The 18,499-nt window shown below is 62.1% G+C and carries 22 protein-coding genes and 1 tRNA gene; 7 read left to right on the top strand and 16 right to left on the bottom strand.

Annotated elements, in window-relative coordinates:
• Positions 1–105: 105 nt before the first annotated feature.
• Positions 106–243 (bottom strand): hypothetical protein, encoded by a 138-nt coding sequence (locus ASD44_RS18755; RefSeq protein ID WP_244478750.1) that lies wholly within the window; start codon positions 241–243, stop codon positions 106–108.
• A gap of 184 nt (positions 244–427) precedes the next feature.
• Positions 428–504: transfer RNA gene (locus ASD44_RS10055), tRNA-Met, on the bottom strand.
• A gap of 267 nt (positions 505–771) precedes the next feature.
• Between ASD44_RS10055 and ASD44_RS10050 the strand changes: the two genes are divergently transcribed.
• A complete protein-coding gene (locus ASD44_RS10050; protein ID WP_056111178.1) occupies positions 772–1,743 on the top strand; it encodes a Gfo/Idh/MocA family oxidoreductase in 972 nt (323 codons plus the stop codon).
• Positions 1,744–1,759: 16 nt separating this feature from the next.
• Here ASD44_RS10050 and mnmA read toward each other — a convergent pair whose 3' ends face one another.
• A complete protein-coding gene (gene mnmA, locus ASD44_RS10045) occupies positions 1,760–2,950 on the bottom strand; it encodes a tRNA 2-thiouridine(34) synthase MnmA (protein ID WP_056111175.1) in 1,191 nt (396 codons plus the stop codon).
• Between the two features lie 264 nt (positions 2,951–3,214).
• Between mnmA and ASD44_RS10040 the strand changes: the two genes are divergently transcribed.
• On the top strand, positions 3,215–3,490 hold the full coding sequence (locus ASD44_RS10040) for a DUF1153 domain-containing protein (protein ID WP_006203587.1): 276 nt from the start codon (positions 3,215–3,217) through the stop codon (positions 3,488–3,490).
• 297 nt (positions 3,491–3,787) lie between these two features.
• Here ASD44_RS10040 and ASD44_RS10035 read toward each other — a convergent pair whose 3' ends face one another.
• Positions 3,788–4,165, bottom strand: a complete 378-nt coding sequence (locus ASD44_RS10035) for a hypothetical protein (RefSeq protein ID WP_056111173.1) — start codon at positions 4,163–4,165, stop codon at positions 3,788–3,790.
• A 449-nt stretch (positions 4,166–4,614) separates the two neighbouring features.
• On the opposite strand from ASD44_RS10035, the gene ctrA reads away from it, so the two are divergent.
• Entirely contained in the window at positions 4,615–5,310 is a 696-nt protein-coding gene (gene ctrA / locus ASD44_RS10030) for a cell cycle two-component system response regulator CtrA (RefSeq protein ID WP_056111170.1), read from the top strand.
• Positions 5,311–5,386: 76 nt separating this feature from the next.
• Here the strand turns inward: ctrA and ASD44_RS10025 are convergent, their stop codons facing one another.
• From ASD44_RS10025 to ASD44_RS18380, 3 genes are all read right to left on the bottom strand, one after another.
• The gene (locus tag ASD44_RS10025) at positions 5,387–5,755 is read right to left on the bottom strand and encodes a response regulator (protein ID WP_056111168.1); all 369 of its coding nucleotides are present in this window, start codon (positions 5,753–5,755) and stop codon (positions 5,387–5,389) included.
• A gap of 219 nt (positions 5,756–5,974) precedes the next feature.
• Positions 5,975–6,604: a histidine phosphotransferase family protein gene (locus tag ASD44_RS10020; RefSeq protein WP_056111165.1), complete on the bottom strand. Its 630-nt coding sequence runs from the start codon at positions 6,602–6,604 to the stop codon at positions 5,975–5,977.
• Positions 6,597–6,791, bottom strand: a complete 195-nt coding sequence (locus tag ASD44_RS18380) for a hypothetical protein (protein WP_156459826.1) — start codon at positions 6,789–6,791, stop codon at positions 6,597–6,599. The genes ASD44_RS10020 and ASD44_RS18380 overlap by 8 nt, the downstream gene beginning before the upstream one ends.
• Positions 6,792–6,977: 186 nt before the next feature.
• On the opposite strand from ASD44_RS18380, the gene ASD44_RS10015 reads away from it, so the two are divergent.
• Positions 6,978–7,511 (top strand): EipA family protein, encoded by a 534-nt coding sequence (locus ASD44_RS10015; protein WP_244478833.1) that lies wholly within the window; start codon positions 6,978–6,980, stop codon positions 7,509–7,511.
• 114 nt (positions 7,512–7,625) lie between these two features.
• A complete protein-coding gene (locus tag ASD44_RS10010) occupies positions 7,626–8,786 on the top strand; it encodes a hypothetical protein (RefSeq protein WP_056111162.1) in 1,161 nt (386 codons plus the stop codon).
• Between the two features lie 7 nt (positions 8,787–8,793).
• Here ASD44_RS10010 and ASD44_RS10005 read toward each other — a convergent pair whose 3' ends face one another.
• From ASD44_RS10005 to ASD44_RS09985, 5 genes are all read right to left on the bottom strand, one after another.
• Entirely contained in the window at positions 8,794–9,597 is an 804-nt protein-coding gene (locus ASD44_RS10005) for an RNA methyltransferase (RefSeq protein ID WP_056111160.1), read from the bottom strand.
• A 46-nt stretch (positions 9,598–9,643) separates the two neighbouring features.
• Positions 9,644–10,051 (bottom strand): metalloregulator ArsR/SmtB family transcription factor, encoded by a 408-nt coding sequence (locus ASD44_RS10000; protein ID WP_056115853.1) that lies wholly within the window; start codon positions 10,049–10,051, stop codon positions 9,644–9,646.
• A 116-nt stretch (positions 10,052–10,167) separates the two neighbouring features.
• Entirely contained in the window at positions 10,168–10,935 is a 768-nt protein-coding gene (locus ASD44_RS09995) for a HugZ family protein (protein ID WP_056111158.1), read from the bottom strand.
• Between the two features lie 22 nt (positions 10,936–10,957).
• The gene (locus ASD44_RS09990; protein WP_056111156.1) at positions 10,958–11,719 is read right to left on the bottom strand and encodes a 3-hydroxyacyl-CoA dehydrogenase; all 762 of its coding nucleotides are present in this window, start codon (positions 11,717–11,719) and stop codon (positions 10,958–10,960) included.
• A gap of 133 nt (positions 11,720–11,852) precedes the next feature.
• Positions 11,853–12,392, bottom strand: a complete 540-nt coding sequence (locus ASD44_RS09985; RefSeq protein ID WP_056111154.1) for an N-acetyltransferase — start codon at positions 12,390–12,392, stop codon at positions 11,853–11,855.
• 262 nt (positions 12,393–12,654) lie between these two features.
• Here ASD44_RS09985 and ASD44_RS09980 point away from each other — a divergent pair, with 262 nt between their 5' ends.
• A complete protein-coding gene (locus ASD44_RS09980; RefSeq protein WP_056111152.1) occupies positions 12,655–13,644 on the top strand; it encodes a glutathione S-transferase family protein in 990 nt (329 codons plus the stop codon).
• On the opposite strand, the gene ASD44_RS09975 is transcribed toward ASD44_RS09980, so the two are convergent.
• Positions 13,645–14,145, bottom strand: a complete 501-nt coding sequence (locus ASD44_RS09975) for an NUDIX domain-containing protein (RefSeq protein ID WP_056111150.1) — start codon at positions 14,143–14,145, stop codon at positions 13,645–13,647. It abuts the gene before it with no gap.
• A gap of 53 nt (positions 14,146–14,198) precedes the next feature.
• Between ASD44_RS09975 and ASD44_RS09970 the strand changes: the two genes are divergently transcribed.
• Positions 14,199–15,128 carry a metallophosphoesterase gene (locus ASD44_RS09970; RefSeq protein ID WP_056111148.1) on the top strand — a complete coding sequence of 310 codons (930 nt, stop codon included), beginning with the start codon at positions 14,199–14,201 and terminating at the stop codon, positions 15,126–15,128.
• Here ASD44_RS09970 and ASD44_RS09965 read toward each other — a convergent pair.
• From ASD44_RS09965 to leuA, 3 genes are all read right to left on the bottom strand, one after another.
• The gene (locus tag ASD44_RS09965; RefSeq protein WP_056111146.1) at positions 15,118–15,735 is read right to left on the bottom strand and encodes a hypothetical protein; all 618 of its coding nucleotides are present in this window, start codon (positions 15,733–15,735) and stop codon (positions 15,118–15,120) included. The genes ASD44_RS09970 and ASD44_RS09965 overlap by 11 nt on opposite strands.
• 66 nt (positions 15,736–15,801) lie before the next feature.
• Positions 15,802–16,626: an alpha/beta fold hydrolase gene (locus ASD44_RS09960; RefSeq protein WP_082542436.1), complete on the bottom strand. Its 825-nt coding sequence runs from the start codon at positions 16,624–16,626 to the stop codon at positions 15,802–15,804.
• Positions 16,627–16,739: 113 nt separating this feature from the next.
• Entirely contained in the window at positions 16,740–18,458 is a 1,719-nt protein-coding gene (gene leuA, locus ASD44_RS09955; protein ID WP_056111144.1) for a 2-isopropylmalate synthase, read from the bottom strand.
• Positions 18,459–18,499 lie beyond the last annotated feature (41 nt).

The following is an 18,499-nucleotide window of genomic DNA, read 5'->3' as shown; positions in this document are numbered from 1 at the left end:
GCGTGGATCAGAACCGCTCGGGCCTGATCAGCGTGATGACGAGATAGACGCCAAGCGCGAGCGCCACGGCGAGGCCGATGAGGGGTTCGATCATGGCCGAGCGCCTCAGATGCGGCTCAGCGCCCGCGCGTAGAGCGCAAGCAGGCCGAGCGTGCCGATGCCGATGGCGAGATAGATGAGGTCAGACATGGATTTGTCTCCGAAGTGGATTGAGCTTCGGAAGATAGGTTCGGACGGCGTCAAATTACGATTGCGAAAGCCGTGCGGGGAGATCAAGAAACCGTAAAGAATGTGGTGCAAAGCGCCCAAAGCTGGACGGGCGCCGCTTCCTCGCTTCCATGACACTCTTGCTGAACAGGTTCGGCGGCGGCTGGCGGTCGCCGTCACAATCTTCGCGGCCTGATCACGCGGGGATCAGTGAGAGAGATGGTAGCGGGAAGTGGACTCGAACCACCGACCCCAGGATTATGATTCCCGTGCTCTAACCAACTGAGCTATCCCGCCAGGGAGACGAAAACCTGCAGCCCACATAGGTGGTGGATCGACGGCTTCGCCAAGGTCGCGCGGATATAAGGTTGACGGGCCGGGCCTGTCAAGCGCGTCGGGAGAGGCCATGTCTCTTTCGTTCCGCTGCCGCCCTACGGCCGGCAAACCCGATCGACGCAGGTTCTTCGACAATCTCCGCCTTGAACATCCATTCCGTCATCGGGGTTGAGTTCGAGCAGGCGCGCCGCTATGTCTCAGCCACAAAAATTCTCGAGTTTACAATAGATGAAACCGCGTATTGCAGTTCTGGGGTGCGGTTACTGGGGCTCCAACCACATTCGCACCCTCAAGGGGCTCGGCGCCCTTCATGCGGTTTCCGATGTCAATTTCGCCCGTGCCGAAGGCTTTGCCAGCGAGCAGGACTGCCTGGCCATCGAGCCGGAACAGCTTTTCGCGCGCGACGACATCGATGCCATTGTCATGGCGCTGCCGCCGCAATTCCACGCCGACATGGCGGTGCGGGCAGTGACCAACGGCAAGGACGTGCTGGTCGAAAAGCCTATCGCCCTGACGGTTCCGGACGCTGAGCGGGCAGTACAGGCGGCGAAGGACAATGGCCGCGTCTTCATGGTCGGGCACGTGCTGCGCTTCCATCCGGCGTTCGAAAAGCTGAAGTCGCTGGTCGACGAGGGCGAACTCGGCACCGTCCGCTACATCCATTCGCACCGGCTGGGCCTCGGCAAGTTCCACACCGAAAACGACGCGCTGTGGGACCTGGCGCCGCACGATCTCTCGATGATCCTGGCCATTACCGGCACCGAGCCGGTCGAGGTGCGCGGCGAAGGCGCGGCGCTGCTCGACCATCTCAGCGATTTCGCGCATCTGCATATGCGCTTTCCCAACGGTCTGCGCGGCCATCTGTTCGCGTCACGGCTCAATCCCTATCGGGAGCGGCGTTTGACGGTGGTCGGCGAAAAGGCCATGGCCGTGTTCGACGATGTCGAGCCATGGGAACGCAAGCTCGCCGTCTACCGTCACGCGGTGTGGCAGGACAGCGGCCACTGGGCGTTCACCGCCAACGAGCCGGCCTATGTGCCGGTCAGCAACGGCATGCCGCTGACGCGCGAACTGGAGCATTTCATCCAGTGCATCGAAACCCGCGCCGAACCGCGGACCGATGGCGAGGAGGCGATCCGGGTGCTGCGCATCCTGACCGCCGGCACCGTAACCCACGACCGTTTCCGGCAGGGCGAGTAGCGCTTATCCTATAGAATTATTCCGCAGGAACCTGCGGCGCACGACCGGCAAGCCGCGAAAGCATGGCTTCGGCTTCGGCGCCGCGCTCCGACCGCTCGATGAAGCCGCCGCCGAAGACGCGGGCTTCATTGTCGCTGCCGGAATAGAGTACGCAGGCCTGGCCGGGCGCGATGCCGGATTCGCCGTCGGCCAGTTCGACCCAGGTCGAACCGTTACGATGATGCAGGACGGCGGGGCGCGGCGGACGCGTCGAGCGCACCTTGGCGAAAAGCTCCATGCCGGCCGCCGCGAGATCGCCCAGAGCGCCGTCGCCCAGCCAGTTCATGTCGCGCAGATAGATCTTGTGGGTTTCCAGCGCTTCGCGCGGGCCGACGACGACGCGCGAGCGCTCGGCGTCCAGATGCACGACGTAGAGCGGCTCGCCCGATGCGATGCCGATGCCGCGGCGCTGGCCGATCGTGTAATGCAGGATGCCCTCGTGCCGTCCGAGCACGCGGCCGTCGATATGGACGATGTCGCCCGGATTGGCGGCGGCCGGCTTCAGCTTGGCGATGATGTCGGAATATTTGCCCTGCGGAACGAAGCAGATGTCCTGACTGTCCTGCTTGGCGGCGACGACAAGCCCCATCTCCTCGGCGATCGCCCGGACCTCCGGCTTGGAGAGGCCGCCGAGCGGAAAGCGCAGATAGTCGATCTGCGCCTGCGTCGTGGCGAAGAGGAAATAGCTCTGGTCGCGGTCGGCATCGACCGGCCGGTAGAGCGCGCGGTGGGCGCCGTTGGCCCGCGAGCGGATGTAGTGCCCGGTGGCGAGCGCATCGGCGCCCAGTTCCTGCGCCGTGGCGAGCAGGTCGGCGAACTTGACCGTCTGGTTGCAGGAGACGCAGGGAATGGGTGTTTCGCCAGCGACATAGCTTTCGGCGAACGGATCGATCACCGCCTTGCGGAAGCGCTCCTCGTAATCGAGCACATAGTGGGGAATGCCGAGCGTTTCGGAAACCCGGCGGGCATCGTCAATATCCTGGCCGGCACAGCAGGAACCGGCGCGATGGGTGGCCGCGCCATGATCGTAAAGCTGCAAGGTCACGCCAACGACGTCGTAGCCTTCGCGCTTCAGAATGCCCGCGACGACGGAGGAATCGACGCCGCCCGACATGGCGACGACGATGCGGGTGTCTTCCGGACGTCCGGGAAGGTCCAGGCTGTTCATTTGCTCATTCCGAAATCGTGACGGCATCAAGTCAGGACTTGATGCCAATTTTGGACAATATAGGTCAAGGTTTGCGGTCGCACCAGCATGAGCGGCCATTCCTGCCGTCGTCCGGCCCGTGCGCGCCTGTTTCAAATGCCGACGAAAAACCTAACGCGACATTCACGAACCTTACCTACCCATTAGGGACTGCTTAGGCAATTTTTAAAGCTGTGGCGGTACTGTGGCGGGGATTAGGTCTGTGAGTTTTTAGTAGAGAGTACAATGACCGATCTGGTTAGACCGCGAGTCAAGTATGTTATCGGGCCTGACGGCAGCCCGCTTACGATTGCCGACCTGCCGCCAACGAACACCCGACGCTGGGTCATCCGGCGCAAGGCGGAAGTGGTTGCTGCCGTGCGTGGCGGACTTCTCAGTCTTGAGGAGGCGTGCCAGCGCTACAAACTCACCACCGAGGAGTTTCTGTCCTGGCAGGCCTCGATCGACGAATATGGCCTGGCCGGCCTGCGCACCACGCGCATCCAGCAATACCGGCACTGATCGGTTTCCGGCATTCAATTCAAGCCGGCATTCCTATCGCAAAGCATTTAAAGGGCGCCTTTGGCGCCCTTTTCTTGATGGGGCGGGGGATAAGGTTCGCCTGTCGGCGGTTGGAAGCCATTCGCCGCCTATCGTCCTACCGATCAAAAGATGTTGCGTGTGATGTTGCTGCGCGATGCCGCCAGATGCCGGAACGTCTGTCGTTCATTCTTCGGGGCCGGGCAGATCTTCTGGTCAAGCCAGGATGATGAAGCCTACCGATCGCACATGGCGACGGAGTGGCGGGAGGGTTCCCGATCAGCCGATCATGGCGCTGCGGTTGACGATTTCAGGCTCGCGCACCTTGGTATCGCGCGATTCCAGCATTTCCGCCTTGGAAAGCTCCGCTTCAGCTTCGGCGAGTAATGATTCGGCTGCGCTTCGCTGCTGGGCGAGATCGGTTTGGGAATTCCTGATGTTGTCGCGGCGCAGGCGGGCTGCTTTGGCAAAGGTCGGATAGGCGAAATGATTCAAATCGGTGATGCCGGCCTTCTTCTCTTCGGCGACGATCTGATGTTCCAGTTCGCCCGCCATCCGTTCGAATTCGGCGATCATCATGTCGAGCTGCAGCAGTTGCCGACGCTTCTCGTTCACCTGAAACTGCTTCAGCCGAACCAGGTTTTCACGTGACTTCATGATTCGGTACTCCTGCAAACACACACTCGCACATATCGTCCCAACGGTCCTTGCGGCGCATTCCTGCCCGTATTCCCCGGGCTTTGTCCCGTTTATGGGAAACAAAATCCTAAAGTTTTTCGCGCCCGGTAACCATTCGTTTACGGGCATTGTTAATCATACAGGCGAGGACTTAAGGCCCGGTAAAAATTTCGGCTTCGGTCGAAGCGGCGGTCGGCGAGTCCCATGAGTCGGTTAGTTCAAATTCCTAATGTGATGCATTAGGAATGGAGGCTGATGATTCATCATTGGATTCAAGTCTGTGTAGAAAGGGGTTAAAAAATCTGGTATCGCTTCGTTGGCGGAATTAGGTTTTGTTAACCATTAAGTGGCAGCTTTGGTTCAGGCAATTCACTGCTCCGGTCCCGGATGGCTTTTGAGGCGGACCGGCAGCAGAAAAGGGGAATGAGATGCGCGTTCTGCTGATAGAAGACGACAGTGCAACCGCACAAAGCATCGAATTGATGCTGAAATCGGAAAGCTTCAACGTCTATACGACCGACCTCGGTGAAGAGGGTGTCGATCTGGGCAAGCTTTACGACTACGACATCATTCTCCTCGACCTGAACCTGCCGGACATGTCCGGCTACGAGGTGCTGAGGACATTGCGCCTGTCCAAGGTGAAGACGCCGATCCTGATCCTGTCCGGCATGGCCGGCATCGAGGACAAGGTGCGCGGCCTGGGCTTCGGCGCCGACGATTATATGACCAAGCCGTTCCACAAGGACGAGCTCGTCGCCCGTATTCATGCCATCGTCCGCCGCTCGAAGGGCCATGCGCAGTCGGTCATCGCCACCGGCGACCTGATCGTCAATCTCGACGCCAAGACGGTGGAGGTCGGCGGCCAGCGCGTGCACCTGACCGGCAAGGAATATCAGATGCTGGAACTGCTTTCACTGCGCAAGGGCACCACGCTGACCAAGGAAATGTTCCTGAACCACCTTTATGGCGGCATGGACGAGCCGGAACTGAAAATCATCGACGTTTTCATCTGCAAGTTGCGCAAGAAGCTCGATGCGGCTTCCGGCGGGCAGAATTATATCGAAACCGTCTGGGGCCGCGGCTATGTGCTGCGCGAGCCGGAAGAGATCCGCGAAAGCGCCTGATCCTGCTTCATCCAGGAAACAAAAACCCGGCCTTGCGCCGGGTTTTTTCTTTTCGGACGAGCAATTCGGGCGAGCGTCAGGCGGCGACGTCGAGGCTGCGAAACCGCTCCAGCAGTTGCGGACGATTGAACGGCTTGAGGAGATAACCCTGCGCGCCGGCTCGCTTGGCCCGCATGATGGCGCCGATATCGACTTCGATGACGGAAATCAGGACGCATGGCTTCACGACGCTGGGAATGGCCAGCACTTCGCGGATGAAGTCCACCGGCTGCATGTCGGGAAGCGCGATATCGACCACGATGATGTCCGGCATTTCGGCGGCGCACATGGCAAGCGCGTCGGCGCCGCTTGCGGCATCTATGACCAGCATGTCGGAGCCGCCGAGAATCCGCTTGGCCACCGTACAGATGACGTTCGAATGGTCAACGAACATGCAGCGCTTCATTACCGCTTCCCCTGACCGCCACCGGCCCAACTCACGATGTCATAATTGAGCAGACCTTATGCCGAACCGGTAAAAAAGCCGAAAAGCCGTTAGGTAAAATTTTCGGAAATACAGTTTTTCGGCGAGTTCATCTCTAAAATGAACTATGCAACCATAGCGGGCATCAGAGAAAAGAGAATGAGGGAAAGTATTTCCCAATAGACAGCCCGTTTCGACGTTTCAGGCAGCTGTCAGCACGATCTCTTCGGCGGTGGCGTGGATGGAAATGGTCATCCCGGCTTCCCGGGCCAGCAACAGCGTGTAGTAGGGCTGAACCGAATGGGCGTCGATTGGCTCCTCCGGCTTGTTGCCGGAATGAAGTTCGAGGAATTTGGGTGGCACCCGCAGCATCGGGCCGCTCGCTGAAAATGTGAAGCGCGGCTGCGTTTCCAGGTCGATGAGCGTGATCAGCAGCTTTCCGCCGCGCGGAATTGCGGCGCCCGCGACCAGTATGAGGTTCAGCAGCAGCTTCACCTTGTTCTTGGGCAGCAGGGCGCGCGTGCCGTTCCAGGTCAGCTCGGGCTTTTCGTTCTTGAAAAAGGCGATCGCCACCTGTTCGGCATCGCCGGTGTCGATCAGCATTCCGGCCGAGCCGGCAGCGCCAAAGGCGATGCGCGCAAATTGCAGCCGGGCGGACGCGTTGCGTGCGCTCTGGCGGATGAGGTTCATGGCGTCCTCGTCGGCGCCGCCCTCATCGAGCAGCTCGAGGCCGTTGTTGATGGCGCCGACCGGCGAAATGATGTCGTGGCAAACGCGGCTGCACAAAAGCGCCGCAAGATCCGTGGCGGAAAGGGTGAAGAGATCAGCCATCGACGGATTCCTGTAAAAGCCTCGATAAAATCAACGACATATCGCAACCGTGCGAATCAGACAGTTTATTGCCGGATTCTGGATACACAGCGCATAAAGCTGCGGCAACAAACCCGCGATTGTTTTCATTGCAAATCAGCAGGGTTGGGAGCTCAAATAATATGCTTTTGATGGCTGGATCGGTCATCGATCCGCCATCTTGGCGCGCGAGCTTAAGAGTAGGAAAAGGATTAGGGCATAGTTTGCCCGAAGCATCGGATGCGGCCGCCAAGAGCCGTGAGGTGCGAGGCGTCGGCGAAAGTGCTCCGTGACGGAGATTGGAAGCATGTTTTCCCGATTTTTCGACCGGACTTTGTTCCGTGTCATCGCCATGATGGCGGCTCTCGCCGGCACAATCGCATTTTCAGCCTCTGCTTCGCAGGCTGAGGAATATACGGCGCAGGAGATCGTCGATTCCGGACACCGGTTTTTCGGCTCGACCTCCGGAGGTCTTGCGACAGTGGTGGAGAAAGTCTTCGCATCCTACGGTCTGCCGAATGGCTATCTGCTGGGCGAAGAGGGCTCCGGAGCCTTGGTCGGCGGCCTGACCTATGGCGAGGGCACGCTTTACACCAAGAATGCGGGCGATCATAAGGTGTTCTGGCAGGGGCCGTCGCTTGGCTGGGATTTTGGTGGCCAGGGCTCGCGCGTGATGATGCTCGTCTACAATCTCGATGACGTCAGCGGTCTCTACACCCGGTTCGGCGGTGTCGCCGGTTCGGCCTATGTCGTGGCCGGGGCCGGGTTCAACGTGCTCAAGAACGGCAATATGCTGCTTGTTCCGATACGCACGGGTGTCGGTGCGCGGCTTGGCGTCAATCTCGGCTATCTGAAACTGACGCAGCAGGCGACCTGGAATCCGTTCTGATCCGGTTCACAACCCGACGCCGTGCGTCCCCCTTGCCGGCGCGTTGGATTTCCGTCATGCGCCGTATAGGCTGATGCCGATCAGGCGCATGTCGGCCTGCTTGGGTAGGTATTCTTGGTTCAGTCGGCTCTGTTCTTCATCCTCGGTTTCCTGTGCGCGGGCTTTCTGGCCGTGCTCTTGGGGCCCGCCATCTGGCGGCGGGCGGTGCGGCTGACTCAGCGACGGGTCGAGGCCTCGCTGCCCATGACGCTTGCCGAAATCCAGGCCGACAAGGATCGCGCAAGAGCCGACCACGCCATGGCTGTCCGCCGGCTGGAGGTCACCAACAAGGCGCTGCAGGAGAAGGCCGCCACCCAGACGGTCGAGATCGCCCGCGGCCATGAAGACCTCAAGGCATCAAAGGCGTCGCTGACAGCCAGGGAAGAGGCCGCTTCCCAGCTCGAGGCCCGGATCGCGGCACTGGAAGCGGAACTGGGCCGCCGCGAGGAACAGATACAACTCGGCTCCGAGAAGCTGGCCAAGGCCGAGCAGGCGCTCAAGCAGCGCGAAACCGCGTTAGGGGAACTGGAAAAGCTCTACGACGAGGCCAGTTTCTCATCAAGCAACCGGCAGATCGAACTGGTGGCGCGCGAATCCCAGATCGACAAGATTTCCGGCGACGTTTCCCAATTGCGCAGCCAGCGCAAGGAGGCTGACCGACGCTACCAGCTGGCGCTGGAGGAAACCCGCAGGGCACAGGAAGAGCTGAAGGCCGAGAAGACGAAAAGCGGCGAACTGGACAAGAAACTGGAGCGGCTGCTGGCGACTCTGGCCGATCGGGACGACAAGCTCGAGCGCCGCGAGAAAGATTTGCAGCGGCTGCGTGAACGGACCCCGGGTGCAAATATCATGACGAACGACGGCGGAGAGCCTGTATCGACTGCTGACGATTTCGCAGGCGTTGTTACGCCAGCGAACGACGCCGATCCGGCGCAGGCCAAAGTTGAGGCGGACCGCCGGCGGCTGGAGCAACGCCTGACGGTGCTGGCGCGCGAGAACAAGCGGCTCAGAAGCGAATTGGCGGGAGAGGGGCAGCGCGGGACGCTGGCGGGTGACGCGGAATTGCGCGAGCAGATAAGCGAACTCGCTGCCGAGATCGTGAACCTGACCATCCGACTCGAAGGCCCGGAATCGCCGGCAGCCAAGGTGGTCGGCGGTCCGGCCAAGAGTGGCGTCGATGGGTCCCCGAGCCTAGCCGACCGGATCAGGGCGCTGCGCGACGGCGCAGCCGGATGACGCCGTACTAGCGCTTAAAATCGGCGAAGCGATGAAGCGCTATGGCCGAGGCGGCGGCGACATTGAGGCTGTCGAAGCCGGCAGACATGTCGATGCGCAGGGTCTGCATCCGGCTCATCAGCTCTGCCGGCAAGCCTTCTCCCTCAGTCCCCAGATAGAGCGCCGTGTTGCCATCGCGCCGGACGTCACGGATGTTGAGGGCGCCGGCGGGCGACAGCGCGAACTGGGAGAAGCCTCTGGCGTCCAGGCGGGCGATGAAATCGGCGGCGTCGTCGAACACACTGAATGGCAGGCGTAGCGCCGCGCCGACCGAAACCCGGATCGCCTTGCGATAAAGCGGATCGCAGCAGGTTCCATCCAGAAACACGGCGTCGGCCGCGAACGCGGCTGCGTTGCGAAAGATCGCTCCCATATTGTCGTGATTGGCGATGCCGATCGGTACGACCACAAGAGCCGATTCCGGCAGCGTGTCGAGCAGGGCTGCCGTATCCGGCATTTCGCCCTTGCATCCAATTGCGAGAATGCCGCGGTGCATATGGAAGCCGGCGATCCGGTCCATGACCGCGCTGGTCACGACATGGACCGGGAGGTCGGACGCTGCGTCGCGCAAGGTTTCTTCGAGACCGGCAAGGCGGTTCTCCAGCACGAGCACCGATTCTGCCCTGAAGCGCGCCGATTTCAGCAGGGCGCCGAGCACAACCTTGCCCTCGGCAACGAACCTGTCGCGGCGCCCGACCAGATCTCGTTCGCGGATGTCGAGGAAAGACGCCACCCGCGGATCTGCGGGATCTTCGATGCGGATGAGGTTCATGCACTTGCTTAAAGGCACCCGCCACAGGGGCGTCAAGGGGCCCTATTTATTTGTTTTTTTCGCATTCCAGCCGGACACGATGCTCGGTCGGCGACGCTGCGTTTCCGTCTGCCTTCCCCCGAGGGCGCTCGCCATAGATCGACCTCAGCACATTCAAAAGGTCGGAAACGGCCGCGCAACTACAGGAATAGTAAATCGTCTGGCGTTCGCGCCTAGTCTGGACAAGGCCAACGGCCCGCAGCTTGGCCAGATGCTGCGATAACGCCGACTGGCTGAGCGATACCATCTTTGCAATCGTACCGACGGACAGCTCGTGATCGACCAGATAGGTCATGATGACGAGCCGCTTTTCATTGCCCATCACCGCCAGAAATTCAGCTGCCAAGCCAACACCCGCAATAAGCCTTGTCGAAGCAAGGGCTACCCCTCCCGGTTCGGACGCTATAGGGGCCATTGGGTGCATTTTTATATCTGCATCGTACCTACGGGTGCGTAAAAAATCTTAGAACATCTTTTCCAAATATCAAGGACAGACTTACTTCCAGTTGCAGACGGTTGGTTTATTGGCACTTATGCCGCGCGTCCGGCCTTCGCCATGGCGACCAGAACCGTCCTGAGGTCCTGCGCTGCCGAGAGCGGTTGCGGGAAAAACACCCGACCGATTCGGTCGCCGCTGGCGAGGTCCATGCCTTCGGCGTCGAAGCCGGTGAGCACCCAGCCATTGCCTTCCACCTTGGCGTAGTGGCTGGCATAGATGGCGATCGCTTCGAGATGATCGGCGTTCATATGCTCGAGCGCGGGCTGTTCCGCGGCCGCGAGTTGCGCGTTGATATCACCTTCTATCAGAAGGTCGGCGTGATCGAGCAGGTAGGCCTTGCCGAAACCGCCGTTCAGGCTGGCGCGCCGCGGCTCCAACCGGAAAAAGCTGAAGTCGCCGAGCCCGACGTAGAGCTTCGCCTTGGGATTGCGGTTCAGATAGCGTCGTTCGGCCCGCTGATGGTCCGGCGTGTCTTGGTCCAGGCGGTTGGCGGCGCAGATCAGGCTGAGGCGCGGGTGGGCCAGCGGGTCGCCTTTGCCTGGCTCGCCAAGCAGAAGCGAGCAGCGGGCATCCGCCATGAGCGCCCTGGTGTGAGCCGACAGCCCGGACACCAGGATGAGCGGCGCGCCATCCATATCGGTGGCGACGCCGACGCGGCTGACGAACGGCGCACCGGTTTCCGGCTCCAGCACCGCCAGCGCGCCGAAGCGGGCGCTGCGAACGAGCGTCCTGGCCAGCCGGATCGCCACGGCGTCCGTCTGGCGGATGACGTCTTTCTTGCCGTCTGCCGGTTCGGTCATCGTTGCAAGGCCCAGCCGGCAATCACTTCGGCGCCATGCGGATGGCTCCGTCGAGGCGGATGGTTTCGCCGTTGAGCATCTGGTTTTCGATGATATGGAGCGCCAGCGCCGCATATTCCGAAGGTTCGCCCAGCCGGGGCGGGAAGGGCACCGCCGCGCCGAGCGAATCCTGCACCTCCTGCGGCATGCCGGCCATCATCGGTGTCTTGAAGATGCCGGGCGCGATGGTGCAGACGCGGATGCCGGAGCGGGAGAGGTCGCGCGCGACGGGAAGCGTCATGCCGACGACGCCGCCCTTGGATGCGGAATAGGCCGCCTGGCCGATCTGGCCGTCGAACGCGGCGACGGAGGCGGTGTTGACGATGACGCCACGCTCGCCGCCATCGAGGGCTTCAAGTTTCGAAGCGGCGTCGGCGAAAAGCCGGATCATGTTGAAGGTGCCGATCAAGTTGATCTCAACAACCTTGCGGAACTGGTCCAGCGGGTGGGGGCCTTCCTTGCCCACGGTCTTCGATCCGATGGCGATACCGGCGCAATTCACCAATATGCGGGCCGGGCCGAGGTTCGAAGCAGTCTCTGCGACTGCCGCGGCGCCGCTTTCGGCGCTGCTCACATCGCATTTGACCGCCACGCCGCCGATCTCCTCGGCCACCTTGGCGGCGCGATCGATGCCGAGATCGAGGATGGCGACCTTGACGCCCTTGGCGGCAAGCGCGCGCGCCGTCGCCTCGCCGAGACCCGAGCCACCGCCGGTGACGATTGCAATCTGGCCGTTCGGATTCATGCGTTCCCTCCTCCTGCTGCAATTGAAGCGACCTGTCGCAGGATAAAGACGCCCCACAGCACAAATGTCGCCCGACAAATATAGAGAGCGTATTTGCGCTCCGGCCCGCAATAGGCCGCAACTTCCGCGAGCGTCAAGCCGCCTTTGTGTCGCCGGATGCGATAGCTTCCGTCCCGCCCGCATGAGCGATCTCGCCCGCTAGTTTTGCGACCGCGCCCGGCATGATCTCATGCGCCAGCAGACGGTTGAAATCCACCGGGCGCGGCATGGAAACCCGGCCGGCCGGTATCCGCTGGAACCCGAGCGGGCCGTAGTATGGCTCGTCGCCTACCAGAACCACGGCGGGCCAGCCGGCCTTGGCGGCGGCTTCCAGGCACATGGCGACAAGATGACGTCCGATGCCGAGGTTCTTGAAGGCGGGGCGCACCGCCAACGGTCCGAGCAGCAAGGCGCGGCCCTTGCCGGCGGTGATGCGCGTCATGCGTACGGAAGCGATGACGGCGCCGCCATCGACCGCGACGAAGGAAAGGTTCCGCTCATGCGGACCGCCTTCCCTGATCTTGTAGGCGGCACGCGCGAAGCGTCCCGGCCCGAAGGCTTCTTCGTTGATGATGTCGATTTCGGGATCGTGGGCCGGGCTTTCCGGCAGGTATTTAACGTCGGCAAGGCTCATGGTCTTAGCGTTCCGGATAAGAAGAAAGGTGCTGCAAACGGCAGCGTTCGCCAGTCAGCGCTTCAAGCGCGGGCGGCCTTTCGTCGTCGGTCGAACCGGACATTTGCCAGGAAATCCATCATGCGCGTTCCGCTAGCATCAAATTCGGACCCCGGCAATCGTTCTTCCGCGCATTTCGATCTGTTGACGATGCGTTCATCGCAAAAGCTTTGCACGCGAAGATTTCCGCCTACATAGAGCCAGTAGAAACGGGGACTGTACGATGGGTTTGCTTGTCGACGGAAAATGGCAGGACCGCTGGTACGACACCAAGGAAAGCGGCGGCAAGTTCGTGCGGGCGGAATCACAGTGGCGCGACTGGGTCACCGTCGATGGCCAGCCAGCTGAGGGCCGCCAGCGCGGGTTCAAGGCCGAACCCGGCCGCTACCATCTCTACGTCTCGCTTGCCTGCCCGTGGGCGCATCGCACGCTGATCTTCCGGGCGCTGAAGCGGCTGGAAGACGTCATTTCCGTTTCCGTTGTCCATCATTTCATGGGCAAGGATGGCTGGACGTTCCTCGCCGAGGATGGCGCCACCGGCGACACGCTCTATGGCCTGCAGTTCCTGCACCAGATCTATATCAAGGCCGACTCCAACTATTCGGGCCGGGTGACGGTGCCGGTGCTGTGGGACAAGCAGGAACAGACCATCGTCTCGAACGAGTCTGCCGAAATCATCCGAATGCTGAATTCGGCCTTTGACGCATGGGGCGACGCCCACGTCGATTTCTATCCGACCGCGCTGCGCGAGGAAATCGATGCGGTGAACGCGCTGGTCTATCCGGCGGTCAACAACGGTGTCTACCGCGCCGGCTTCGCGACGACACAAGCGGCCTACGAGGAAGCGTTCGGCGAGTTGTTCGCGGCGCTGGACACTCTGGACGCACGCCTGTCGCGGCAACGCTACCTTGCCGGCGACGTCATAACGGAGGCGGACTGGCGCTTGTTCACCACGCTGGTGCGTTTCGACCCGGTCTATGTCGGCCACTTCAAGTGCAATCTGCGCCGTATCGCCGACTATCCGAACCTGTCGAATTATCTGCGCGAACTCTACCAGGTGCCGGGCGTGGCCGGCACGGTCAATCTGCACCATATCAAGGCGCATTATTACGGGAGCCACGCGACCATCAACCCGACCGGGATCATCCCGGTTGGGCCGGAGATCGAGTACGCCGCCCCCCACGATCGCGCGCGTCTGGCGAAGGCTGCGTAGTTACCAGTAAGGCGAGGGAACCGCGCCGTCGAAGACTTCGGCAAGACGCCGGCGTGTCCCGGGGGTGAGCCCATCAGGCAAGGCATCGAGCGGGAAAAATCCCGCCTCGGCGATCTCATGGTCCGCCAGCTTCGGGCCGCTCTGGCGGAAGGCCTCGATCAGATAGAAGCCGACATGGTCGCGCCGGCTGGTGCCGCGGTTGAAATGTACGGATTTCAACAGGGGCGGCGCGGTAAAGACGATGTTGCCTTCCTCGGCAAGCTCGCGCTCCAGTGCCTCGCCGAGGGTTTCGCCGGTCTCGACGCCGCCGCCGGGAAGCTGCCAGCCGGGCACATAGGTATGGCGGATGAGGAAGACGGCATTGGCCTCGCGATCATGGACGAGACCGCGCACGCCCAGCGTCATCGGCCGTTTGATCACAAAGAAAAGATGGAAGAGCTTCGCCCGCAAACCGGCCCAGCCGGTCTGGCGAAACTGCCTGTCCGGGTCGGCAATGCTCATGGCGCGCCAAAGCGTGAGTGGAAAGCCGCGCAATCCTCCCGTAAGAAGAAAACATGTTCAGGCTTGCGCATATCTCCGACATCCATCTGGGGCCTCTGCCCGATGTATCCTATCGCGATCTCGCCTCCAAGCGCGTCGTCGGCTACGTGAACTGGCAGCGCAACCGCCGCCGGCACATGCATGATGTGGTGATCGATACGCTTGTCGCGGACATTCAGGCCAACGCGCCTGATCATCTGGCGGTGACCGGCGATCTGGTCAATCTGGCGCTCGACGGTGAAATCGAGATGGCGCGCCTTTGGCTGGAAACGCTGGGGCCGCCGCACGATGTATCGGTGGTGCCGGGCAATCACGACGCCTATGTGCCGGGCGCCTTCGACAAGATCTGCCGGTCGTGGGCAGCCTGGATGGCGGGCGACGGCGCCAACGCGACGGTCGGCCGCCATTCCTTCCCCTATCTGCGGGTGCGCGGCAATGTGGCGCTGATCGGCGTTTCCACCGCGCGCGCGACCGCGCCATTCATGGCCAACGGCTTCTTCGAGGACGGGCAGGCGACGCGCATGGCCAGGATTCTGGAGGAAACCGGCAGGCGCGGCCTGTTCCGCGTCGTCATGATCCACCATCCGCCGGTGCGGGGCGCGGTGCCGCAGCACAAGCGCCTGTTCGGCATCGGGCGGTTCCACAAGACAGTTGGTACGCACGGCGCTGAACTGGTGTTGCACGGCCATTCGCACCTGCCGTCGCTCTATTCGATCGGCAGCGGCAAGGCGAAGATACCGGTCGTGGGCGTCGCGGCAGCGGGCCAGGCGCCGGGCGGAAAGCATCCTCCGTCGCAGTACAATCTCATCGAGATCGAAGGCGAGCCTGAGCGTTGGCAGGTGCGGCTGACGCGCCGCGGCCTGACAGGCGCGGCCATGCCGCCGTCGGACATCGAAACGGTCGAATTGCGGTCGGATACAGCGTCGGCGCTGGTTAGAAACTGATCCTGATCGCCGAAATGCGGTCCCAGAAGAGGATCGCCGAGACCGCTAGCCCCGCGAGCGCGCCGGCGGTGATCAGTCCGAGCACCGAGAAGAAGGCAGACCAGCGGTCCGGCCGCGAGACAGCCTTTAACGGCGGCTCGGCTTCCTGGACGGCCGGGCGTTTCAAATCGACAATGGCGGGCTCGACACCGCCTTCCATCATCCGCTGGCGTTCGACGATGCGCTCGGCGACGTATTTGGTGACCTGATCGACCACCGGCTTCATGTCCGTCGATTCCGCCAGCACGACGCGGCCGATGCGAGTGTCCTTCAGGAAGCGATAGGTACGCCGGTCACGGCCCATGGCGACATGGCTGACGGCATCGATCCACAGGCGGGGCTGCAAACCGGACGATACGACGAAATCGAAACTGTCGATGTCCGCGGACACGTCGGCGAAGACCGGCGCCAGCTCAGCCGCCAGCAGGTCCAGCCGCATGCGATGCGCCTCGCGCATGTCGACGACGACGTCGTCGCGGTCGGCCAGCGCGTTCTTCACGTCCCTTATGGCGTCGGTCAGCTTCCGCGACGTGTCAGGCAGAGCTGTCGTATCGTTGGCTTCCTTCATCGGAGGCGCCCCAATTATGGTAAATACCCGGTTAACATAAACGGAAGCAGAATGCATCCGGCCTTGTCAGGGCAAGGGGCATGCGGGTCGGATGCCGGCGAGGATAAGCTCCGTCACGGTCTTGGGGGCTTCCGAGACAAGCATGTGTCCGACACCGGGAAGTCGCCTGATCTTAAAGTGCCGCGGCAGGTTTTCGGTTTGCTTGAAAGGCAGCACAGGGTCTGCGTCGCCCCAGGCGACCGTGACCGGCATGAGAAGCGCCGCCAGCATTTCGCCGGGGATGACGCCCTGCCGCCCGTCGCGCGCGATCATGCCGACGATGTCCAGCAGGATGGCGGTCTGGCCGGGTTGCCGCCGCATCTCTCGGTAGGGGTGGAGCGCGGCATCCGCGATTTGCGCTTGCGGTCCCGACATCGCGGCGAGGCACTGCCGGATTTCGTCGTCATCGACCGCAGCGGCGTAACGGCGCAACAGAGCGCCGTTGATTTCCTCACCCACGCCGCCGGGGGCCAGCAAGGTCAGCGACGCAACGCGTTCAGGTTCGGCCACGGCCATGAGGGTGGCGATGGCGCCGCCCATGGAATGACCGACCAGATGAACGTGCTGAATATCGCGGGACGCGAGGTCGGCCAGAATGGCGGCGGCGGTGCGTCGGGCGGAGCCTGCGCCGGGCCCCGTCAATGATTGGCCGTGACCCGGCAGATCGTAAGCCAGCACGCGCGCAGAGTTGGCCAAACTGCGAATGATATCGCGCCATATGGCATGGCAGCCGCCGAATCCGTGCAGCAGAACGACTGGTGGTTTGTCGGTCTGCCTGTCGCCAGTTCGGCCACTGCCGTCCTGCTCGGCGGCAAAAAGCCCGGAATTGGTTGTCGAAGGAGTGTCAGTCATTTGCGACCGCCACTGTGCTTCGGTCTTTCTTGGAAGGCAATCATCGGGTCACTGCGAATGCAAAGCTTGGGTGCCCGGCTGATCGGATTGATCAAGCCGGGCAAGCATTGCGTTCAGCTGCCAGCCTTTGCGGCTATGCGGTTGGCGGCGGACACGACCGCCTCGAGCGAAGCGGCGACAATGTTGGTGTTGATGCCGGCGCCGAACAGTTTGCCGCCGGGGTACTCCATCTCGACATAGGAGATCGCTGAGGCATTGGAGCCGCGCTGGAGGGAATGCTCGGAATAGTCGAGCACCGACATGTCGATGCCGAGATGACGGGAGAGCGCATCGACGAAGCCGTCGATCGGGCCGGTCCCGCTGCCGCTGATGGTGATCTCCTTGCCGTTGTCGAGGATGATCGCCTCGACAATGCGGCGGCCCTTCACCCCGGTGTCGGGATAGGTGTGATGGTCGAGGAACTTGAAGCGCCCGCCCGGCTGGTCGACATAGACCTCGACGAAACGGTCATGGATGCGCTTGACCGGCACTTCCTTGCCTTCGGCGTCGGTGATCGACTGGATTTCCTGGCTGAACTCGACTTGCAGGTTGCGCGGCAGGTTCAGCCCGTAGTCCGCCTGCAGTACATAGGCGATGCCGCCCTTGCCGGATTGCGAGTTGATGCGGATGATCGCCTCGTAGCTGCGTCCGACATCCTGCGGGTCGATGGGCAGGTACGGCACTTCCCAGAGTTCGGTGTTGGCCTTCTTCAGCGCCTTCATGCCCTTGTTGATGGCATCCTGATGGGAACCGGAGAACGCCGTATAGACGAGTTCGCCGACATAGGGATGGCGCTCGGGAATGCGCAGCTGGTTCGAATATTCGTAGACATCCTTCATGCGCGAGATGTCCGAGCAGTCGAGTAACGGGTCGACGCCCTGCGTGTACATGTTGAGCGCCAGCGTGACGATATCGACATTGCCGGTGCGCTCGCCATTGCCGAACAGCGTGCCTTCGACCCGGTCGGCGCCGGCCATCAGGCCGAGTTCGGTCGTCGCCACGGCGGTGCCGCGATCATTGTGCGGATGCAGGGAGACGATCAGGTTCTCGCGGTTGTCGAGGTTGCGGCACATCCATTCGATGCGGTCGGCATACGTGTTGGGCGTCGCCATCTCCACCGTGGACGGCAGGTTGACAATGAGCTTGTTGTCAGGCGTCGGCCGGACGATCTCGGCCACCGCGTTGCAGATCTCCAGCGCAACTTCCAGTTCCGTGCCGGTGAAGCTTTCCGGCGAATACTGGAAGCGGTATCCGCCGCCGGCCTTGGCCGCCATGTCGGTGATCATCTTGGCGGCGTCGGTGGCGATGCGCTTGATGCCGGCGACGTCCTTGTCGAACACGACGCGGCGCTGCAATTCGCTGGTGGAATTGTAGAAATGCACGATCGGCGTCTTCGCTCCATCGAGCGACTCGAAGGTGCGCGCGATCAATTCAGGGCGGCACTGCACCAGCACCTGCAGATCGACGTTGTCAGAAATGTTGCCTTCCTCGATGCACCAGCGGGTGAAATCGAAGTCGGTCTGCGAGGCGGACGGGAAACCGACCTCGATTTCCCGAAAACCCATGTCGAGCAGGAGCTGGAACATGCGGGCCTTGCGGTCGTGGCCCATCGGGTCGACCAGCGCCTGGTTGCCGTCGCGCAGGTCGACCGAGCACCAGACCGGCGCTTTCTCGATCCTCCGGGAGGGCCATGTGCGGTCGGACAGTCCGACCGTGGGGTAGGGCGCATATTTGCGCGGCGCGTCCGGCATGCCCTTGGCCGCGGCGGATCGTACGTCTGTTCTTGCGTTCATCGTCTCTTCTCCGGGCGCCCCGGCGGACCGCGTCGAGCGAT

Origin of the sequence: Mesorhizobium sp. Root554 (assembly GCF_001427025.1) — a bacterium.
GTDB lineage: Bacteria > Pseudomonadota > Alphaproteobacteria > Rhizobiales > Rhizobiaceae > Mesorhizobium.
This window is presented reverse-complemented; position numbering and strand designations above follow the sequence as displayed.

What these genes read in the sequence shown, in the direction of transcription:
- ASD44_RS10050 (WP_056111178.1), top strand. Translation starts at nt 772, where the DNA reads ATGAAACCGCGTATTGCAGTTCTGGGGTGCGGTTACTGGGGCTCCAAC.
- mnmA (WP_056111175.1), bottom strand. Translation starts at nt 2,950, where the DNA reads ATGAACAGCCTGGACCTTCCCGGACGTCCGGAAGACACCCGCATCGTC.
- ASD44_RS10040 (WP_006203587.1), top strand. Translation starts at nt 3,215, where the DNA reads ATGACCGATCTGGTTAGACCGCGAGTCAAGTATGTTATCGGGCCTGAC.
- ASD44_RS10035 (WP_056111173.1), bottom strand. Translation starts at nt 4,165, where the DNA reads ATGAAGTCACGTGAAAACCTGGTTCGGCTGAAGCAGTTTCAGGTGAAC.
- ctrA (WP_056111170.1), top strand. Translation starts at nt 4,615, where the DNA reads ATGCGCGTTCTGCTGATAGAAGACGACAGTGCAACCGCACAAAGCATC.
- ASD44_RS10025 (WP_056111168.1), bottom strand. Translation starts at nt 5,755, where the DNA reads ATGAAGCGCTGCATGTTCGTTGACCATTCGAACGTCATCTGTACGGTG.
- ASD44_RS10020 (WP_056111165.1), bottom strand. Translation starts at nt 6,604, where the DNA reads ATGGCTGATCTCTTCACCCTTTCCGCCACGGATCTTGCGGCGCTTTTG.
- ASD44_RS18380 (WP_156459826.1), bottom strand. Translation starts at nt 6,791, where the DNA reads ATGACCGATCCAGCCATCAAAAGCATATTATTTGAGCTCCCAACCCTG.
- ASD44_RS10015 (WP_244478833.1), top strand. Translation starts at nt 6,978, where the DNA reads ATGGCGGCTCTCGCCGGCACAATCGCATTTTCAGCCTCTGCTTCGCAG.
- ASD44_RS10005 (WP_056111160.1), bottom strand. Translation starts at nt 9,597, where the DNA reads ATGAACCTCATCCGCATCGAAGATCCCGCAGATCCGCGGGTGGCGTCT.
- ASD44_RS10000 (WP_056115853.1), bottom strand. Translation starts at nt 10,051, where the DNA reads ATGGCCCCTATAGCGTCCGAACCGGGAGGGGTAGCCCTTGCTTCGACA.
- ASD44_RS09995 (WP_056111158.1), bottom strand. Translation starts at nt 10,935, where the DNA reads ATGACCGAACCGGCAGACGGCAAGAAAGACGTCATCCGCCAGACGGAC.
- ASD44_RS09990 (WP_056111156.1), bottom strand. Translation starts at nt 11,719, where the DNA reads ATGAATCCGAACGGCCAGATTGCAATCGTCACCGGCGGTGGCTCGGGT.
- ASD44_RS09985 (WP_056111154.1), bottom strand. Translation starts at nt 12,392, where the DNA reads ATGAGCCTTGCCGACGTTAAATACCTGCCGGAAAGCCCGGCCCACGAT.
- ASD44_RS09980 (WP_056111152.1), top strand. Translation starts at nt 12,655, where the DNA reads ATGGGTTTGCTTGTCGACGGAAAATGGCAGGACCGCTGGTACGACACC.
- ASD44_RS09975 (WP_056111150.1), bottom strand. Translation starts at nt 14,145, where the DNA reads ATGAGCATTGCCGACCCGGACAGGCAGTTTCGCCAGACCGGCTGGGCC.
- ASD44_RS09970 (WP_056111148.1), top strand. Translation starts at nt 14,199, where the DNA reads ATGTTCAGGCTTGCGCATATCTCCGACATCCATCTGGGGCCTCTGCCC.
- ASD44_RS09965 (WP_056111146.1), bottom strand. Translation starts at nt 15,735, where the DNA reads ATGAAGGAAGCCAACGATACGACAGCTCTGCCTGACACGTCGCGGAAG.
- ASD44_RS09960 (WP_082542436.1), bottom strand. Translation starts at nt 16,626, where the DNA reads ATGACTGACACTCCTTCGACAACCAATTCCGGGCTTTTTGCCGCCGAG.
- leuA (WP_056111144.1), bottom strand. Translation starts at nt 18,458, where the DNA reads ATGAACGCAAGAACAGACGTACGATCCGCCGCGGCCAAGGGCATGCCG.